This window comes from Sphingobacterium faecium (assembly GCF_003054045.1).
Classification (GTDB): Bacteria; Bacteroidota; Bacteroidia; order Sphingobacteriales; family Sphingobacteriaceae; genus Sphingobacterium; species Sphingobacterium faecium.
Map to the genome: position 1 here is coordinate 406903 of NZ_QBKH01000002.1, position 20168 is coordinate 427070.

General features: G+C 38.3%; 13 protein-coding genes. 9 read left to right on the forward strand and 4 right to left on the reverse strand.

The features are described 5' to 3' along the window. The first annotated feature begins 2 nt into the window (after positions 1-2). From C8N37_RS06110 to C8N37_RS06130, 5 genes are all read left to right on the forward strand, one after another. Positions 3-557 carry a lipocalin family protein gene (locus C8N37_RS06110; RefSeq protein WP_108158088.1) on the forward strand — a complete coding sequence of 185 codons (555 nt, stop codon included), beginning with the start codon at positions 3-5 and terminating at the stop codon, positions 555-557. Then, positions 550-1851 (forward strand): cryptochrome/photolyase family protein, encoded by a 1302-nt coding sequence (locus C8N37_RS06115; protein ID WP_108158089.1) that lies wholly within the window; start codon positions 550-552, stop codon positions 1849-1851. Before C8N37_RS06110 ends, C8N37_RS06115 begins: the two co-directional genes overlap by 8 nt. Before the next feature lie 16 nt (positions 1852-1867). Further along, on the forward strand, positions 1868-2389 hold the full coding sequence (gene idi, locus C8N37_RS06120; RefSeq protein ID WP_108158090.1) for an isopentenyl-diphosphate Delta-isomerase: 522 nt from the start codon (positions 1868-1870) through the stop codon (positions 2387-2389). A 612-nt stretch (positions 2390-3001) separates the two neighbouring features. Beyond that, a complete protein-coding gene (locus tag C8N37_RS06125) occupies positions 3002-6220 on the forward strand; it encodes a SusC/RagA family TonB-linked outer membrane protein (protein WP_108158091.1) in 3219 nt (1072 codons plus the stop codon). A gap of 13 nt (positions 6221-6233) precedes the next feature. Next, positions 6234-7967, forward strand: a complete 1734-nt coding sequence (locus C8N37_RS06130) for a RagB/SusD family nutrient uptake outer membrane protein (protein ID WP_108158092.1) — start codon at positions 6234-6236, stop codon at positions 7965-7967. A 66-nt stretch (positions 7968-8033) separates the two neighbouring features. On the opposite strand, the gene gmd is transcribed toward C8N37_RS06130, so the two are convergent. From gmd to C8N37_RS06145, 3 genes are all read right to left on the reverse strand, one after another. Continuing rightward, on the reverse strand, positions 8034-9110 hold the full coding sequence (gene gmd, locus C8N37_RS06135; RefSeq protein WP_108158093.1) for a GDP-mannose 4,6-dehydratase: 1077 nt from the start codon (positions 9108-9110) through the stop codon (positions 8034-8036). Positions 9111-9140: 30 nt separating this feature from the next. Continuing rightward, a complete protein-coding gene (locus C8N37_RS06140) occupies positions 9141-10088 on the reverse strand; it encodes a GDP-L-fucose synthase family protein (RefSeq protein WP_094773140.1) in 948 nt (315 codons plus the stop codon). A gap of 350 nt (positions 10089-10438) precedes the next feature. Further along, entirely contained in the window at positions 10439-12385 is a 1947-nt protein-coding gene (locus C8N37_RS06145) for a polysaccharide biosynthesis protein (RefSeq protein ID WP_045753562.1), read from the reverse strand. A gap of 603 nt (positions 12386-12988) precedes the next feature. Here C8N37_RS06145 and C8N37_RS06155 point away from each other — a divergent pair. Then, positions 12989-14251 carry a chloride channel protein gene (locus C8N37_RS06155; RefSeq protein ID WP_108158094.1) on the forward strand — a complete coding sequence of 421 codons (1263 nt, stop codon included), beginning with the start codon at positions 12989-12991 and terminating at the stop codon, positions 14249-14251. Between the two features lie 92 nt (positions 14252-14343). On the opposite strand, the gene C8N37_RS06160 is transcribed toward C8N37_RS06155, so the two are convergent. Beyond that, the gene (locus tag C8N37_RS06160; RefSeq protein WP_021190047.1) at positions 14344-14535 is read right to left on the reverse strand and encodes a cold-shock protein; all 192 of its coding nucleotides are present in this window, start codon (positions 14533-14535) and stop codon (positions 14344-14346) included. Positions 14536-14791: 256 nt separating this feature from the next. On the opposite strand from C8N37_RS06160, the gene C8N37_RS06165 reads away from it, so the two are divergent. The 3 genes from C8N37_RS06165 to C8N37_RS06175 are packed head-to-tail and all read left to right on the forward strand — an operon-like array spanning position 14792 to position 20148. Then, complete coding sequence (locus C8N37_RS06165) at positions 14792-17122, forward strand: GH92 family glycosyl hydrolase (RefSeq protein WP_108158417.1); 2331 nt, start codon at positions 14792-14794, stop codon at positions 17120-17122. A gap of 6 nt (positions 17123-17128) precedes the next feature. Further along, positions 17129-17842 carry a basic secretory protein-like protein gene (locus C8N37_RS06170; RefSeq protein WP_108158095.1) on the forward strand — a complete coding sequence of 238 codons (714 nt, stop codon included), beginning with the start codon at positions 17129-17131 and terminating at the stop codon, positions 17840-17842. 11 nt (positions 17843-17853) lie between these two features. Next, positions 17854-20148: a GH92 family glycosyl hydrolase gene (locus C8N37_RS06175; RefSeq protein ID WP_108158096.1), complete on the forward strand. Its 2295-nt coding sequence runs from the start codon at positions 17854-17856 to the stop codon at positions 20146-20148. The last annotated feature ends 20 nt before the right edge of the window (positions 20149-20168 follow it).

Here is a 20168-nt window from a genome sequence, read left to right on the forward strand (position 1 = left end):
TCATGAAAAATCATAATCGCTATCTCTGGATAGGCAGTTTTCTGGTTATGCTGCTGTTCTCTGCCTGCGCCATGATACCTAAAGGTGCACAGCCTATCCCTGATTTTGATGCGGATCGTTATTTAGGGAAATGGTATGAGATCGCTCGTATGGACAATCGCTTTGAAAAAAATCTTCAGCAGGTAACTGCCCAATATGCGTTGAATGAGGACGGTAACATCACCGTATTGAATAGGGGCTATGATACGCTTAAAAAGGAGTGGAAATCAGTAAAGGGCAAAGCAAAGTTTAGAACTCAGAAAACCACTGCAGCATTGAAAGTTTCCTTTTTTGGGCCTTTTTATGCCGGATATAATGTCATCGCTTTGGATCCATCGTATCGATATGCCTTGGTGGCAGGTCAAAATTTAGACTACTTATGGATACTTTCCCGAGACATCACGATTCCTGATGCTATAAAAGCATCATTCATTAAAACAGCTCAAGGCATTGGTTATGATACCGATCAATTCGTGTGGGTGATACATGAAAAAGAAATAGGAGTTGATCATGAATAAAAATAAAGTCGTCCTGTTTTGGTTTAGAAGGGATCTGCGCTTAGAAGATAACAGAGGTCTTCAAATGGCCTTAGCTTCAGGGTACCCCGTATTGCCGATCTTTATTTTCGATAGCGATATTTTGTCCCGATTAGAAAATCGCTATGATAGGCGTGTGGATTATATACATCAAGCATTGCATGCTATGAGTAAGACTTTGCAAATGTACGGATCGACTATTCAGACCTATTCAGGGGTGCCACTGGATACCATTAAAATGATCTGCCAACAGTATGATGTGCAGGGGCTGTATTGCAATCATGATTATGAACCGCAGGCTATTAAAAGAGATCATGCTGTCCAGCAAGATCTGCAAGAAATCGGAATTCCTTTCTATTCAAGCAAAGATCAGGTCATATTTGAAAAATCGGAAATAGTTAAAGCAGATGGAAGTCCATATACCGTATATACGCCTTATGCTAAAAAGTGGAAGAGTCTATTGCAAGTGGAACACTACAGTCAGGGGACTGTCTCACTAGAGAATATTCACAAAACAGCGTTTCAGCCGATCATGAGTCTCGAAACATTAGGCTTTCAAAAGACAGATCTCGTATTTGAACAACCTCAATTAGCCATATCCATCATAAAAAACTATGGAGAAAAACGTGATTTCCCAGCACTGGATCATACCACTCGACTAGGTATTGCTTTACGATTTGGAACGATATCAGTCCGAAAATGTGTGAATTTTGCGTTGAAAAATAATGAAACTTGGCTATCTGAATTGATTTGGCGTGAGTTTTTTATGCAGATCCTCTATCACTATCCTCATGTTGTGACTGCAAGTTTCAAATCGAAATACGATTCCATCGAATGGCGAAATAATGAGGTCGAATTTGAACGGTGGTGTTCCGGGAAAACGGGATATCCGATTGTTGATGCGGGGATGAGGCAGCTCAATGAGACCGGTTTTATGCACAATCGGGTACGGATGATCACCGCCAGTTTCCTATGTAAACACCTCCTCATCGATTGGCGATGGGGTGAAGCTTATTTTGCGCAGAAATTACTAGATTATGATCTTGCTGCAAATAATGGCAATTGGCAGTGGGTGGCAGGCTCAGGTTGTGATGCTGCGCCATATTTTCGTATTTTCAACCCGACAGCACAAACGTTAAAGTTTGATGAAGATCTCGTGTATGTTAAAACGTGGAACCCAGATTATGCAAAGCTTTTAGAAGCTCCTATTGTAGGGCATGAATTTGCTCGAGCAAGAGCGCTCAAAGCATACCAATCGGCATTGCAAGATAAATAGTAAAATATAAAATTTTATGGATAGAAATAAAGTGGTATTGGTTGACGAGCAAGATCATGCTCTGGGAGAGATGGATAAGATGGAAGCACATCAAAAAGGAATATTGCACCGGGCATTCTCGATCTTTATTTTCAATCATAAGGGGCAAATGCTGATTCATCAGCGTGCTCAGCATAAATACCATGGAGGTGGATTATGGACCAATGCATGCTGCTCTCATCCACAATGGGGAGAGGAGATTAAAGCGAGTGCATCCCAAAGGTTAGCGTATGAAATGGGATTAAAATGCGATATTGATCATCTTTTCTCTTTTACATACCATACTCCCGTTGAAAATAATTTGATTGAGCATGAATATGATTATGTATTTATGGGCTATACTGATGATCAGCCAGACTTTAATCCAGATGAAGTGCAAAATTATCAATGGATCGGTAAAACGGATCTGCTTAAACAAATAGCGGAAAAACCGGAGAAATTTACGTACTGGTTTCGCATGGCTGTCCCACAGATTATGGATCAGGTAGACACCTATTAATAGAAACTAGCTACTGCCTGATCATCGCTGATGGATCAATCTTTTTCAGAAATGATTATCCCTGTTTTTATGGTATACGGATACCCTTTAAATAAACGACAAGAGGTGATATCGTATCCCTTTGCGTTAAGAATTAGTTGTTGCGGTTACTGATTTTCTTCTAATGGATTTATATGCAAGATATATCTTTGCAGATCTTGCGTAAATAAGCATTTTATATAGGATTGGGATTCTCATTTATCCCTTTAATACTCCGCTTTTCGCTCCTACATGAGTGACTTTGCAGCGATCTTTAATACCCTTCATTTCTGGAATAACACAGCAGCTCTTTCTGGTTATGTGCCCTTGTTTTATTCAGATGCAAAAAACGTTGTGCACCCTCTTTTCATAAGACTTCCTGTATTTTTCTCTTCTTATTATGATGACTTATTTATTTGCTATTGACCGCTATAAGTCGATATTTTCAGTAGTCTAGACCTGATTGGCTACATCGTTTTCGTATGATGTGCAATCGTTTGCTTGAATAACGAAATAGGAGTCGTGATTTATTTTTGTTTAGAATTGCCATACTCTAACCAAGAGTTATACGAATAAAAACCTAATAATTACGATATGGTTAAAAACAATTACTCAAAGCAAAGGAGCTGGTCCAGATTATATGTTCAGCTTGCACTTTTAACGCCGCTTTCATGGAGTATACTGCCCAGTTTGGCAACCGCTCATCCCCTTTTTTCTGTGGAAAAAGGATATCCAGCAGGGGTATTACAACAACATTTTTCAGGAAAAGTAGTTGATGCAACTGGCAGGGGAGTGGGTGGAGTAACGGTCAAAGAGAAGGGTGCTCAAGGTTCTACGTCCACGGATATGAATGGAAAATATACCCTATCGATCAGCTCATCTAATCCGATTTTGATCTTCAGTTCGGTCGGATATATCAGTCAAGAAGTGGCGGCATCTTCGGCAGCAATAGTCACCTTGTTGCAGCAGGAAGATATGCTTGATGAGGTCGTAGTGGTCGGCTATGGTAGTCAAAAGAAAACCAACCTGACCAGCGCAGTTTCACAGATCGATGCCAAAGTGTTACAGAATCGACCTTCGCCCACCGTTGTTAATATGCTACAGGGAGCAGCTCCGGGCTTAGTGATCAGTCGAAATTCGGGTAGACCTGGAGCGCAAGGATTAAATATGGAAGTTCGTGGCGCTACTTCTGCCAATGGTGGTGTTGCTCCGCTAGTTGTGATTGACGGTGTGATCAGTTCGGAAGGTACGTTTATGGCTTTAAATCCCAATGATATTGAAAATATCAGTGTGCTAAAAGATGGTGGTGCAACAGCTATCTATGGGGCGCAGTCAGCGGGAGGGGTGATATTGGTGACCACAAAAAAAGGCCATAAAGGTCAATCACGGATTTCATTGATGAGCAATATGGCTTGGCAAATGCCGGCCAATATCCCTAAAAGATTGTCCTTGATTGATGAAATGAATTATGTCAATACGGCACGCGCAAATGCCGGTTTGGCTCCTGAGTATAATGAGGAGGATCTCAACTATGCTGTGAATGGTCCTACATTTGTGCTGGGATCGAATGGGCAATGGCGGACTTACAATCAGGAAAATCTCATTGACCAAGTTGTGAAGAAGTCTTACACGATGAACAACGCCAACCTGCAGTTTTCGGGCGGTAGTGAAAATATAACGTACATGGCTTCATTGGGCAATATGAGTCAAGCGGGTATGTTTAAGGTCGGTGAAGATCATTTTACACGTTGGAATGCAAGAGCCAATATTTCGGCTAAAGTCAATGAATATATCAAATTAGATATCGGGAGTGCTTATATCAATCAAGCTACTGATAATCCACAGGATGGGGGCTATGGACTAGATGGGGGCGGAAATGGTATTTTACGTCAATTTTTCTCTTCCAGAATGCGTTTTCCGCTTTTCAATGAAGATGGAACCTATTACCGAAGTGGTACTTCATCAGCATTTGGTTATGCGCTATTGAAAGATGGAGGATTTAACCGTGACCGTAGTAGTACCTACTTCAATAATGCAACGGCAACCATACACAAGTTGGTGAAAGGTCTGGAGGTTAAATTGATGTATAGCCGTGAAGATATAACAAAACAAAATCGCAATTTCAGACGAACAGTAACTTTCTATTCGGGGCCAACGGCTAATACCGCAAGTCAATTAAACAATCCGAATAATTATGCGATCACGGATTATAAAACGTTGAGCCAGAATTATCAAGCTGTGGCAGATTATAACGTTAAAATTGTGGATGATCATAATTTCCATATCATGGGCGGGTATCAGCTCTATGCTTACGACTATCAAACCTTAAGTGCGTCGACAAAGAATTTGTATGTTAACGATAATCCGAGTTTGAACTTTACCTCAGATCCACTCAATAAGTCCAATTCGCAGTCGGCGGCTACTGAAAAAATGCAATCCTACTTTGGTCGTTTCAATTACAATTATAAAGAAAAATACTTATTTGAAGCCACTGTGCGAAGTGATGAAAGTTCACGATTGACTCCAGGTGAACGCGTCAAGATATTTCCTTCCTTTTCAGCTGGATGGAATATGTCTAAGGAAGCCTGGTTTGATGGTTTATCAACTGTCGTCAATGAGTTGAAACCACGCGTATCTTGGGGTAAAGTGGGCTCTAAAGTCGGCATAGGTTACTATGATTTTATTGCTCAGCTCTTGACTGGATCAAATGTACTGTTGGGCGATAGTAGACAAACTTATCTCAATCAGGGTATGATTCCGGCAACAAATCTATCTTGGGAAACGATAGAGACACAAAATTTTGGTGTAGATTTTAGTTTCTTGAATAGAAAGTTGAAAGGTTCATTTGATTATTACAATAAGTATAACAATAATATGTTGGTGAGAGTGAGTTTGCCTGCAACTATTGGTATTGATGTTCCTAAATCAAATGTTGGAAAGATGAAAACCTGGGGATGGGAACTGAGTTTGGGTTATCAAGATAAGATCGGTGATGATTTTACTTTTGGGGCATCATTTAACCTGGCTGACAACCAAAATAAATTGGTTAAATATGGTGGTGCTGATAATATAGTTTATTCAGGCGTCAATAATCTAGTAGAAGGCTATGCCCTGAATTCGATCTGGGCTTACAAGACCAATGGGTACTTTCAAACGGAAGAAGATTTAAAAAATGCACCCAGCTATGCCAAGTTGATCAATAAAGCGGGGGTACCTGGATTAGGGGATATTCGTTATGTAGATGTCGATGGAAATGGGGAGATCTCTCCGGGGAAAAACGTACTTGGTGATACAGGTGATTTACAATACTTAGGCGACATTAACCCTAGATATCAATATGGTTTCAATTTTAATTTTGGATATAAAAATATTGATTTCAGTATGTTTATTCAAGGGATAGGAAAACGTAAGTTTAAACCCAGTAATGAGCTGATCCAACCTCAGTTGTATTCCTATTATCTACCGATGAATTTTCATATGGACTATTGGACTCCAGATAATCGCGATGCCGCTTATCCGAGACCTTACCTAGAAGGAACACAAAATTTTCAGAATTCGGACAAGTGGTTTATGAGTGGTGCTTATGCACGTTTGAAGAATATTCAGCTCGGTTATTCTTTGACTAAGGAAACCGTGAAAAAACTTCCATTCTCACGGGTGCGGATGTATGTTTCTGGAGAAGATTTATTGACGATTTCCAAATTGGGAATCTATAAAGGTGTGATCGATCCTGAGATGAAACCTGAGGATGGTAAAGTTTCGCCATATCCGTTTGCGACATCTATTTCCTTCGGTTTAAATATTGATTTTTAATTAGACAGTGATCATGAAAAAAAGAATTTTATATCTATTAGTAGCTTCGGTGTCGTTAGGCTCATTTGTTTCCTGCGATATCCATGAAGTACCCGAAACTTCGATGAGTGACGCCAATTTTTGGAACACTGTTGCAGATGTGCGATTGGCAGCTAATTATTTTTACTCCACAGTACCGGGATTAACAACAGCTGATGTCACTGTCGATAATTGGTCGACAGATACATACCCCAATACCTCATCGAATACGATTAGTGATGGTTCTCGTATTGCTCCTGCAACAAGTGCCGATTATAGTTACTATGGAATTTTTCAGGCAAATAAGTTGATTGAAAAGTCCGAAGAGGTGATAAAACAAGGGGGCGATCTGACGCAAATTAACTGGTATGTCGGTGAAGCACGTTTTTTTAGAGCCTGGTATTACTTTGAGATGTTCAAACGTTTTGGAGGTGTACCTCTGATCACAAAAACAATGGCTGTTGATGATCCCGATGTGTTTAAAGAGCGTGCCTCGAGGGAAGAACTGTTGCAGTTTATTTTAGACGATGTTGACTATGCGATATCCGTATTACGATCGGCAGATGAATTGAATACGGCAAAAGAGTATGGTCGTATTTCTAAAACCGCGGCTTTGGCATTTAAGTCAAGAATCGCATTATTTGAAGGAACGCGAGAAAAGTTTCACCAATATGGTGATTACAAGAAACATCTGACTATCGCTAAAGAAGCTGCTGAAGCGGTGATCAGTTCCGGAGCACATGGGCTGTTTAGTATTTCTACAACAGGAAGCCAGGGGGAGATCAACAACAATGCGTACTATAATTTATTCCAAGAAGCGGGAGAAGGTCGTGCAAATAAGGAAAATATAATGGTGAAGCTTTATGGAGTCAATCGGGAAAATAGTATTATTTCTACTCCTGTACAACGCTATTATGAGGGTAACTCCGTGGTACCTACTCAAAATTTTGTAGACAACTACCTAATGGCTGATGGATTGCCTATTCAGAAATCACCTTTATATCAGAAACCCGATAAGTCCATGACTCATGCACAGTATTTCAATAAGAAAGATCCGCGGATGAGTTTTAGTATTTTTAAAAGAGGGGATGAATTTATCTCCAGTAGTAATTACACGATTCCAAACCCCAGTTATCAAAGAAGTGGTTATGGGATTCGGAAATATGCTAAAAAAGATTTTTGGACCTTGCAAGCTTCTTATATCGACCGTCCCGTGATTCGTTATGCTGAGGTACTGCTGAATTATGCGGAAGCTGTCTATGAATTGGATGAGCATATTAGTGATGCGGTGTTGGATCAAACAATCAACGCATTGAGAGGCCGATTGCCTCAAGTGAATGTGGGGACTGATGCTGCGCCTCAATATGTCGCCATGTCAAAATTGAGCAATGCTTTTGTCAACAGTAATGGTCTTAATATGCGCGAAGAAATTCGTCGTGAACGAAAAGTAGAGCTGGCTTTTGAAGGTCATGGATATTGGGATCTCATCCGTTGGAAAACAGCAGAAGTAGAATTGCCAAAAACATTATTGGGGAGTTATTTATTTACGGAATATTTAACATCTACAGGTGACAAATGGTCTGACAAAACGGTTGTCAATGATCAGAACTATATTGTCCTACAGCCAGCATCTTTACGAAAGTTTGATGTAGAGCGAGACTATCTATGGCCGTTGCCCACATCAGAAATTGCCAAAAATCCAAAATTGGTTCAAAATCCGAAGTGGTAAATATTTACAACATATCTCGAGATTGACCTCGAGATATGTTGTTTTTAATTGTAAATATAAGTGGATCTAGTGCAAACTATTTTTTTTCACTAAGGCAATATCGCATTGCATCATTTCATTTATCAATTTTGCGAGGTCATATTTAGGTTTCCATCCCAATTGAGTATTTGACTTTGTTGGATCACCTACCAAAAGATCAACTTCAGTAGGTCTATAATATTGTGGATCTACTTTTACAACGATCTTTCCAATTTCCAACTGATATTCTGGATGATGACAAGCTCTGACTTTGGCAACTTCTGAAGACTCATTTCCTTCGAAAGCTAATTCAATCCCTACTTCGGCAAATGCCAATCTTACAAACTCTCGAACATAAGTAGTAACTCCTGTTGCTATAACAAAATCTTCAGCGACATCCTGTTGTAACATAAGCCACATAGCCTCAACATAATCTTTTGCATGACCCCAATCGCGCTGTGCATTAAGATTCCCTAGATATAGGCATTCTTGTTTACCAAGGGCGATAGCGGCAGTGGCCATCGTGATTTTGCGAGTAACAAAAGTTTCGCCTCTACGTGGTGATTCATGGTTGAATAAAATACCGTTACAGGCGTACATCTGATAGGCTTCACGGTAATTTTTAGTGATCCAGAACCCATATATTTTTGCAACTCCGTAAGGTGATCGTGGATAAAAAGGGGTAGTTTCTTTTTGAGGTACTTCTTGCACTAGACCGTAAAGTTCAGATGTGGAAGCTTGATAAATACGTGTCTTCTTTTCTAATCCTAAAATACGAACTGCTTCTAAAATGCGTAATGTACCAATTCCATCAACATTAGCTACGTATTCGGGTGAATCAAAAGATACTTTCACGTGTGACATAGCTCCTAAATTATAAATTTCATCCGGCTGTACTTCTTGGATGATGCGAATGATATTGGTTGAATCAGTTAAATCACCATAGTGCAATTTAAAGTTGACATGGCTTTCATGTTGATCCATATAAATATGGTCAATACGTTGTGTATTGAAAGAGGAAGCTCTACGTTTGATGCCATGTACCATATAGCCTTTTTCTAACAATAATTCTGCTAAATAAGAACCATCTTGTCCTGTAACACCCGTGATTAATGCAATTTTCATTTTATGCTTAATTTAAGTAGTATTTAATACTTATAATTTAACTTCTTTGTAATTGTTTTGATTTTTGAGAAACCATTGATATGTAATCTCAATACCTTCTTTCAATTCAATCTGGTGCCTCCAACCCAATGCATGCATTTTACTCACATCCATTAATTTACGAGGAGTCCCGTCTGGTTTACTACTATCCCAAATAATATCTCCTTGGTGCCCAACTATTGATTGAATAAGGTGTGCTAAGTCTTTGATACTTAGATCCACTCCTGTGCCAATATTATATAGATAATCAGGTAATTTGTTTTCTAATGCAAAGACTACAGCTTTTGCTAAATCATCTACAAATAAAAATTCACGCATTGGATTACCAGATCCCCATAAAGTTACTTTAGTATTCCCTTTAATTTTTGCCTCATGAAATTTACGTATCATCGCTGGTAATACATGAGAACTGGTTAAATCGAAATTGTCATGTGTACCATACAAATTGGTCGGCATTAGGCTGACGTAATCTTTCCCAAACTGGTTACGTATCGCTTGACAAGCTTTTACACCAGTAATCTTAGCTAATGCGTACCATTCATTGGTTGGTTCTAAGCTGTCAGTCAATAGACTAGATTCTTTTAAGGGCTGATCTGCAAATTTGGGATATATACAAGAAGATCCTAAAAAAATAAATTTTTCTACTTTGTTTTCTAGTGATTCGTGAATGAGGTTATTCTGAATCTGCATGTTGTCCATTAAAAATTGATATGGATAATTATTATTGGCCATTATACCTCCGACCTTTGCAGCAGCATCAATAACAATTGCAGGTTTTTCTTGTCTAAAAAACTCTTTTACCTGTGATTGATCCCGTAAATCTAATTCGCTGGAGCTGCGGAATATAAAATTATGATAACCTAAGTCTTCTAATTTTCGTTTTATAGCTGAACCTACCATACCCAGGTGTCCTGCTATATATATTTTTTTTTCTTTCATGCTTATTCTTATTGCTTAAAGCATATTTATAAATCTTTATTTTTATCTAGCATATATAGATCAATCTAATGCGGAAGCTTTTTCTTCATATTCATACTAATAAATGCCTAAGTAATCTGATCAGAATACTTGGGCAAAGTACGAAAGAATATTTGGAATAATTACAGAAATGATAGTATTATACCAAACTGTTTTTTCTGCAGATGTCAATTTAACATATTTGCACAGCAATGGATATAATCTTAAATTTTCTGTCGAATATTGATGGATTTTTAATGATAAAAAAATAGCCCATGTAATTTAGTTACGGGCTATTTTTATTTTTTTAGAGATCATGCTGCAGAATATGATTAAACTTCAGCAATGATTTTTTCTTGAATTTCCTCATCAAGATCTTGAAAGATGGAATTTTGAGATTTGAATTCAGGAACTATCTTTTTAAGTTGTTGTACCAATTTCATATCGTTTATTTCTCCTTTGCCAATTGTTGTGATATCGTCACTGAGTTGCTGTATTAAATGGCATTTTTCAGCAATATCTTCACGATTGACCTGTGCTATCATAATCTTTGGATGGTGTGTCTTTTGAGTGTTTTCATCATTGGCCAGCAGCTCCTCAAATATTTTCTCTCCTGGTCTTAATCCCACAATCTTGATATCGATATCTTCGGGATATCGGTATCCTTTTAATTTGATCATGCGTTTGGCGAGATCGATGATCTTTACGGATTTACCCATGTCGAAAACAAATATTTCGCCTCCTTTTCCCATAACACCTGCTTCTTGAACTAATAAACAAGCTTCTGGAATCGTCATAAAGTATCGTGTGATATCTTCATGAGTGAGTGTTAATGGTCCACCATGTTCCATTTGTTTTTCAAACAATGGGATTACTGATCCATTAGATCCCAGGACATTGCCAAATCGGGTTACGATAAAATTGGTTTTTCCAAGAGCACTGCAACTATTGACATAAATTTCTGCAGCGCGTTTGGTAGCTCCCATCACATTTGTTGGGTTGACCGCTTTATCTGTGGAGACCATCACAAATTTATGGATACCATAGGCTACTGCAAGATCAGCCATATTTTTGCTACCTACCAAATTGGTCCAGATGGCTTCATATGGATTCTGTTCCATTAAAGGGACGTGTTTATATGCTGCTGCGTGAAAGATCATCTGCGGACGGTAGCGTTTAAAAATCCGTTCCATAAACACTTTGTCGCGGACATCTCCCACAATACATTTGACGCGGTCAGGATGTGTTGCTTTTAATGATTGTTGTAAATCGTAAAGTGGTGATTCGGCTTGATCCAATAAAATCAGATGACGATAATTGCGTTGTGAAATCTGACGCGATAATTCTCCTCCGATTGAACCTGCAGCACCGGTAATTAAAATAACCTTATTATCCAACTCGGCATCAATACCTGGGTTTTCAATTTTAATGGCTTTCCTTCCCAATAAATCCTCAATTTTTAAAGCACGGATCTCACGCTTAGCTCCAGAATTTAACATTACACGGGTGTTGGGCATGATTTTTAGCTCAACATCCAATTGTTGAAAATGATCGGTGACTTGAACTAAACGCTCGGGATCATTGTTTTCAACAGCAATGATTACTTCTGAAATATTATATTGTTTTATAAAAGCATGATCTATTTTTTCTAAATATAGAATACGAAGCCCAGCAATTCGATTTCCAACTCGAGAAACTTTATCTTCGACAAAGGCGACGATGTGGTTTTTCACACGTCGATCATCACGTAATAATGAGTACGCTACTAATCCGGGTCTGGAAGCTCCAAAGATCAATACATTGCGGTTTTTTCGATTGGGTAGAAAAAGCATTTCATAAATGCTTCTGTAAGTTACTCGAGCAGCAACTAACATCACCATCGTAAAAAAACTATGCATGAAAAGTATGATATACGAGAGACGTAAAAAATCACCAGCTAAAGTGCCTTTCGGGATATAATAACGAATTGCTATGGTTGGGATGGCCAATAACATAAAGGCAAGCCAGACTGTCTTAAAGATTTTTGTCGCATCTTGAATTCCAGTTTGACGGATAATACCTTTATAGGTGCGCATCATCGTGAAAGCCAAACTATAAACCACTAAAATGAACACACTCTTTTTAAGCATCATAGCTGTAGAGTATTGTTCATGGATGGTATTGAAGATAAAGTTGGAAATAGCATAACATCCAAATACGATCAATAGATCGATTAAAAGAATGACCCAACGTGGGTTATCTTTCCGGAGTTTTTTCTTAATCAGCGTAATATTAATCATGTTCGTATTTCAAATAGTAGGTGATTACTAATATGTGGCTTAAGGAAAAATAGCTTATAGACATGTGATCCAATTGTTACTTTCATAAATATCTGTAAAACCAATTCCCAAATTTTGCATCCTGTTGAAAAAATCGTGCCAAAAGATATATAATATCTGACCTTATTCAAGTGAGAGCCTTTAAATAACTTTATGAAAGCGCACTGCATAAAAAATGATAAATAAAGCTGTTTTAAATCCTTAAAAACAGTTATTTTTTTCATTTGTATTCAAATCGCTTAATGTTTAAATTTTTGATAGTTTTGTAGCTACAAAGCTACAAATTTTATTGTTACAAAGTTGATTTAGTTTCTAAAGTCGCAAATGTCGGTAATTATCTCATGAAAGAGAAAAAATAAGTATGCTATTTATCATATTTATCCTCGGCTACATCATTATTTTTGTAGAATAGCCTTATCAAATATTTTTAGACTGTCACATGGGATAGGAACTCTTTTATCATCATGATCTTGATGGCCTAGTTCTGAGGCTATTTTTTCGGGCAGTTATCAAGATATCTGTTTTTTTTTATGGTAGCTTTGTGCCAGAAATATGAAATCAATCATGAAAGATAACATCCAGTTTTATAGTTATTTTAAACTTGTGATAGGCAGTATTATTGTCGCTGTGCTATCGGGGATATTGGCGTATTCGCTTAAGCACCTGACCACCTATTTTCAAGATTACATTTTTGAAATCGTGCCGGTCCTCCATAATTACTTATACATTATCTTTCCTTCTATAGGAATCACAATTATCTATTTTTTGAGAAAGTATCTTTTTCAAAACAGGAAAAACAAAGGAATTCGTGAAATCTATCGTTCACTGGATACGCGTCAGGATCATCTTCCTTTTTTTAAAATTCCATCGCATTACATCAACGGATTTCTGACGGTCATCTTCGGTGGATCTACCGGGATAGAGGTTTCTACTGTTGTCGCTACAGCAACTGTGGGCAATCAATTTAGTAAAAAAGGTTGGATGCCCATGAAATATAAAAGAGAGTTAATCTGTGCTGGAGTAACAGCAGGGGTCGCAATTTTATTTGGCTCTGTCCTTGGTGGGTGGTTCTTTGCCATCGAAGTTATTGCAAGAGGATGGAAAAAAACAGTACTCCTGAGTTGTAGTATAGCTGCTGTTATTGCCCTTGTTGGGATATATTATTTTGAAAAGGAAACGTTATTACCCTTTTCTGTTCAAGATTGGCATTGGTATGGTTTACCCTTTATGGCGTTAGTAGCTATATTATCAGCGCTATTGGCGCTATATTTTATGAAGCTGGTACTTCTTTGCAAAAAACTATTTGCAAAGATTAATAATAATTTTCTTCGAGTCAATATAGGTGCTATCATGATTGGTAGTCTAATTTTGTTTTTCCCAGCGTTATATGGTGACAGCTATCATGGTCTTCAAAAAATGATCGAACTACTTATACAACCTGGTGCAGCATTCGTTATCCCACTTTCCTTGTTTCTATTGATTTTATTGAAACCATTTGTCGCTTCACTGACTTTAGGTGCTGGTGGAGACGGAGGAGTATTTGCGCCAAGTATTGTTGCTGGAGCGTTTTTAGGAATGCTCATTGCAATCCTTTGTAATCTGGTATTTGGTTTAGATTTGATCGTACTTAATTTTGCTTTGATCGGTGCTGCTTCCACATTGGCAGCGGCGATCCATGGCCGATTTACTGCAGTTTTTCTAATCTGTAGTATAGTTCCTAATGGCTATAGCTTGATATTGCCTTTAGCAATGGCAGTTTGGTTAGCCTATGCAGTGGCAAAAAGATTAAATCCTCATAATGTATACACTTCTCCGGAAGTAGCATAATCATAAAAACGTAAAATGAATGATCATGATTTGTAACAAAAAAAAGCAGCTTCCGATGAGGGAGGCTGCTTTGCAAGAAAATATAATAGTAATTAGTTTATTCTTACATTAACGGCATTTAAGCCTTTTTTTCCGTTTTCAATTTCGTAGCTAACGCTATCGCCTTCTCTAACTTGGTCTTTTAAGCCTGAAATGTGTACAAATACATCGTCTCCACCATTTTCAGGGGTAATAAAACCAAATCCTTTAGTTTCATTGAAAAACTTTACAGTTCCTTTATTCATTTTATTTAAAAATTATATTGATACAAGGATAGGTTAAATATGTTAATAATTTTCTAGTGATCTTCAAAAAAGACTTTCAGATGACAATTCTTTTTATCTTATACTTCCTTTGTAATAAAGAAGATAGGAATTAAAAATTGCATAAATTTTATTTTCATTTATTGCTAAAAGGTTTTATCTTTATTTTTATTAAATCAATTATTTCCTCGCAATCATGTCGGAGATAGCCAATTTATGTCAATTTAATTTACCACATATGATTTTTAAAACCCTAAAATGGGGGATAGCATGGAGTCTAAGCCTATCCTTATTTTGTACGAGTACCGTGTCTGCCCAGAAATTAAATGGGAAACCTATCGATCCTGTTGATTTGGTTAATCCTTTAATGGGAACAGATTCAAAACCTTCGCTTTCGAATGGAAATACATATCCAGCAATCGGGTTGCCGTGGGGCATGAATATGTGGACACCACAAACGGGGAAAAATGGCGATGGTTGGCAATATACCTATGCTGCTGATAAAATAAGAGGACTGAAACAAACGCATCAACCTTCTCCTTGGATGAATGATTACGGGCAATTTTCTTTAATGCCCGTGACTGGTAAAGCGGCTTTTGATCAAGAGGAGCGGGCAAGCTGGTTTTCACATAAGTCGGAGAAATCAACCCCTTATTATTATTCGGTATACCTAGCCGATCATGATGTAACGGCAGAACTTACACCAACAGAACGTGCTGCTCATTTTAAATTCACATTTAATAAAACGGATTCTGCATTCGTTGTGCTTGATGCCTTTGATAAAGGATCTGAAGTACAGATTATTCCTGAAAAAAATATGGTGATCGGTTATTCTACACGTTATTCCCGTGGTAAGTTGACCAATTTTAAAAATTATTTTGTTTTAGTATTCGACCAACCTTTTGATAATTATTCAACTTGGGAAGGTAAGCAACGTTTCAAAGGCAAATTAAAATCTACGGCAGATCAAACCGGAGCTATACTGGGGTTTAAAGTGAAGGATAAGACTAAGCCTGTCCAAGTGCGGGTTGCCTCCTCATTTATCAGTGCCGAACAGGCATTACTTAATCTAAATGAATTAGGGAACCGTAGTTTCGATCAGGTAAAAGCTGATGGAAGAGCCATCTGGAATGAAAAATTGGGACGTCTGGCTGTTGAGGGGGACAATATTGATCAAATGCGTACATTCTACTCGACTTTGTATCGTACTTTATTCTTTCCGAATAAATTATATGAAATCAATGCATCGGGAGAAAAAGTACATTACAGCCCTTATAATGGAAAAGTACTTCCGGGTTACCTATTCGGGGGTACGGGCTTTTGGGACACCTTTAGGGCACTATATCCGTTCTTAAACCTGATGTACCCATCTATCAACGTGGAGATGCAAGAAGGACTTAAAAATGCATATCTCGAGGGAGGCTTTTTACCAGAATGGAGTAGTCCAGGTTTTGCTGATATCATGGTCGGTAATAATTCTGCTTCTGTAGTGGCTGATGCCTATATCAAAGGATTAAGAGGTTATGATATCAATACCTTGTATGAAGCATTGAAGCACGGAGCCAACAATGAGGGGCCAATGACGGCTGTAGGACGTAAAGGTGTAGCATACTATAATCAATTGGGCTATGTGCCTTATGATGTAGATATCAATGAAAATGCAGCGCGTACCTTAGAGTATGCTTATGATGATTTTACGATCTATCAATTGGCAAAGGCTTTGAAAAAACCAAAAGCAGATATTGAGCTGTACGCAAAAAGAGCACAGAATTACCGCAATCTATTTGACCCATCGACCAATTTAATGCGTGGAAAGAACAAAGATGGTCAATTTCAAAGTCCATTCAATCCATTGAAATGGGGAGATGCCTTTACAGAAGGAAATAGTTGGCATTACTCGTGGAGCGTGTTTCACGATATCGAAGGCTTAATTGGACTTATGGGAGGTGATCAAAAATTCAATGTCATGTTGGATAGTGTCTTTACACAAAAACCTGATTTTGATGACAGCTATTATGGAGGTACGATTCATGAAATCCGTGAAATGCAGATCGCCAATATGGGGCAATATGCTCATGGCAATCAGCCTATACAACATATGATCTATTTGTACAACTATAGTGCTCAACCATGGAAAACACAATATTGGGTACGTCAGGTATTAGATCGTATGTACCAGGCTACTCCTGATGGATATTGTGGTGATGAAGATAATGGTCAGACATCAGCTTGGTATGTTTTCTCTTCACTGGGTTTTTATCCTGTTTGTCCTGCGACAGATGAGTATGTGTTGGGAGCTCCTCTTTTTGCAAAAACAACGTTAAAATTGGAAAACGGAAAAATAGTAGAAATCATCGGAAATCAAGCCAGCGCTCAGAATTTTTATGTCAATGACTTAAAAGTAAATGGTAAATCGTACACCAAAAATTGGTTGAGTCATCAAGAATTATTAAAAGGGGGTACATTATCATTTGATATGACTTCTAAACCGAATTACAATCGTGGTGTGACCAAGGCTGCGGCACCTTATTCAATGACTATGGAATTGAAAACAATATTTAAAAAATAATAACAGATGAATTTTATTAAGATAGTTAGTTGTGTCATAGGGTTGATTGCTTGTCAATCAGCCCTTGCTCAAGATAATTGGCAGCATACCGAGCATGATCGCCAGGTGGCGGTTGATATCGATAGCATTACAAAAGGAGGATATACCTTAATCTGGATCAATAAGGACAAAGATTTCAGCCCGGCATTAAAGGAAAAGCTGATCCATACATTTTTTGTTAATTATCCCAAATTGGCGAAGACCTATAATAAAAAGACGATGAAAAAAGTCTCTTTTGTCATCGATCCAGATTATAAAGGTGTCGCAGCAACTGCAGGTGGAATTGTACGTTATAGTCCATCGTGGTTTGCCAAAAACCCGGGAGATATTGATGTCGTGACACATGAAGTGATGCATATTGTACAGGGATATCCGAATGGATCAGGTCCTTGGTGGATTACAGAAGGTATTGCCGATTATGTTCGATTTGTGGATGGTATCGATAACGCTGGAGCAAACTGGAAATTGCCGGAATGGAATGCAAAACAAAAATATTCGGATTCCTACCGCGTGACCGCCCGTTTTTTCTGCTGGATTGAAAAAAAGGTCAAAAAAGGATTTGTTAAAAATCTTGATGCTGCCATGCGCGATAAAACATACACAGAGGGATTTTGGAAAAAACAAACTGGAAAAACAATCGATGAGTTGTGGGATAGCTACAGCAAAAATCCCGCTTTATAAAACCTAAATCCATGATCAATAAACCACTTCTATACTTAGGGCTGTTCTTGTTTCCTAGCCTATTGCAGGCGCAGTCATCTAATTTAATACAATATGTAAAACCGTTAATTGGTACTGCTCGAATGGGACATACATTTCCAGGTGCAACCGTACCTTTTGGCTCTGTACAGTTGAGTCCCGATACCGATACTATTCCTTATTCAGTAAATGGTCAATATAACGGTGATGTTTATAAGTATTGTGCGGGATATCAATATGATGATCCTACAATTGTGGGATTCAGTCATACCCATTTTAGTGGCACTGGACATTCGGATTTGGCAGATATCTTGGTGATGCCTACTCAGGGGAAAGTTCAGCTCAATCCTGGGACAGCAGATCGGCCACAAGATGGTTATCGCTCACCCTATTCGCATAACAATGAGGTTGCTGAGGCGAATTATTACAAAGTGCTATTAGATAAACATCAGATCAAAGCAGAGATGACGACCACGACCCGTGTCGGAATACATCGATATACATTTCCACAGTCGGATGCCTCTCATTTAATCTTGGATCTGACAGCCGGTATCTATAACTACGAAGGAAAAAATGTGTGGACAGTAGTGCGGGTTTTGAATGACTCTACATTGGTGGGGTATCGACAGACGAATGGTTGGGCTCGTACGAGAACAGTTTATTTTGCGATTAAAACCTCCAAAGCATTTAAAAATTATGGTGCTAAATATGAAGATGGCAAACAGGTGTATGCTGGTTTTTGGCGTAAATTTGATCAAAAAAACAATTTTCCAGATTTAGCGGCTCATCAAATTAAGATGAACTTAGATTTTGATACGAATGAGGGAGAAGAAGTCTTGATGAAAGTGGCGTTGAGTCCGGTGAGTATGAAAAATGCGCTCGCCAATATGGAACAAGAGGCGCCACACTGGAATTTTGAAAATTATGTTCAGGCCGGACAGCAGTCTTGGGAACAGGAATTGAACAAAGTTCAAGTGGATATGCTCAATAAGGAAGATTTGGTGAATTTCTATACAGCGATGTACCATGCCAGTTTGATGCCGACGGTATATATGGATGTTAATGGGGAATATAAAGGTTTGGATCAAGAGGTGCACCAAGCAAAGGGATTTACCAATTATACCTCCTTTTCGCTATGGGATACTTTTCGTGCATTTCATCCTCTGATGAATTTGATCAACCCGACACGAAATGCTGATATGGTCGCTTCGATGATGGCACACTATGATCAAAGTGTGTTACATATGTTGCCGATCTGGTCGCATTATGCCAATGATAATTGGTGCATGAGTGGTTATCACTCGGTATCGGTTGTGGTAGACGCAATTTTGAAAGGTGTCTATAAAGGCGATGCACAGGCAGCACTAGCAGCTTGTGTGCAGACGGCAAACGCTCGAAAGTATGAAGGAATTGGACCTTATATCGATATGGGCTATGTCCCTGATGAGTTATCAGGAACTTCAGTTTCCAATACCCTGGAGTATGCTTATGATGATTGGTGTATTGCGCAACTTGCCAAAAAATTAGGGAAAGATGATGTTTATGAGACCTTTATTAAAAGAGCTGCTAACTGGAAAAATGTCTATGACCCCACAATCGGGTTTATGAGACCTAAAGATTCTAAAGGAGTATTTAGAGCAAAATTTGATGCCTTGGAAACTCATGGGCAAGGTTTTATAGAAGGAAATACCTGGAACTATAGTTTATACGTACCGCATCAACCTGCAGCCATGATGGACATGATGGGGGGTAAGAAAAAATTGGAAAATTATCTGGATTCTTTATTTACCATGGAACTGCCGGATAAATATTTTGAGCATACTGAAGATATAACGCGTGATGGGATCATCGGTAATTATGTTCATGGTAATGAACCGTCACACCATGTGGCTTACTTGTATAATTTAACGAATAGTCCTGGGAAAACGCAGGCACGTGTACGCCAGATCATCCGCAATCAATATCATAATGGTCATGCAGGACTGGGTGGAAATGATGACTGTGGACAGATGTCGGCTTGGTACCTATTTACTGCTTTGGGATTTTATCCTGTAGCACCAGGGGAAGATGCTTATTGGATCGGCAGTCCATTGGTCAAATCGGCGAAGATTAACTTAGAGAATGGTAAGACGATTTCAATACAAGTGAAAAATCAATCGGAAAAGAATGTGTATGTGAAAAAAGTAAGTCTAAATGGACAAACTTTATCGGGATTGAAACTTTCTTATGAGGCGATCAAAAATGGTGGAGAACTACAATTTGAGATGGCAAGTAAACCAAGTAAATAGTAGATTGCTTTGTACACCCA

Coding starts and splice junctions, on each gene's coding strand:
- C8N37_RS06110 (WP_108158088.1), top strand. CDS start 3: ATGAAAAATCATAATCGCTATCTCTGGATAGGCAGTTTTCTGGTTATG.
- C8N37_RS06115 (WP_108158089.1), top strand. CDS start 550: ATGAATAAAAATAAAGTCGTCCTGTTTTGGTTTAGAAGGGATCTGCGC.
- idi (WP_108158090.1), top strand. CDS start 1,868: ATGGATAGAAATAAAGTGGTATTGGTTGACGAGCAAGATCATGCTCTG.
- C8N37_RS06125 (WP_108158091.1), top strand. CDS start 3,002: ATGGTTAAAAACAATTACTCAAAGCAAAGGAGCTGGTCCAGATTATAT.
- C8N37_RS06130 (WP_108158092.1), top strand. CDS start 6,234: ATGAAAAAAAGAATTTTATATCTATTAGTAGCTTCGGTGTCGTTAGGC.
- gmd (WP_108158093.1), bottom strand. CDS start 9,110: ATGAAAATTGCATTAATCACGGGTGTTACAGGACAAGATGGTTCTTAT.
- C8N37_RS06140 (WP_094773140.1), bottom strand. CDS start 10,088: ATGAAAGAAAAAAAAATATATATAGCAGGACACCTGGGTATGGTAGGT.
- C8N37_RS06145 (WP_045753562.1), bottom strand. CDS start 12,385: ATGATTAATATTACGCTGATTAAGAAAAAACTCCGGAAAGATAACCCA.
- C8N37_RS06155 (WP_108158094.1), top strand. CDS start 12,989: ATGAAAGATAACATCCAGTTTTATAGTTATTTTAAACTTGTGATAGGC.
- C8N37_RS06160 (WP_021190047.1), bottom strand. CDS start 14,535: ATGAATAAAGGAACTGTAAAGTTTTTCAATGAAACTAAAGGATTTGGT.
- C8N37_RS06165 (WP_108158417.1), top strand. CDS start 14,792: ATGATTTTTAAAACCCTAAAATGGGGGATAGCATGGAGTCTAAGCCTA.
- C8N37_RS06170 (WP_108158095.1), top strand. CDS start 17,129: ATGAATTTTATTAAGATAGTTAGTTGTGTCATAGGGTTGATTGCTTGT.
- C8N37_RS06175 (WP_108158096.1), top strand. CDS start 17,854: ATGATCAATAAACCACTTCTATACTTAGGGCTGTTCTTGTTTCCTAGC.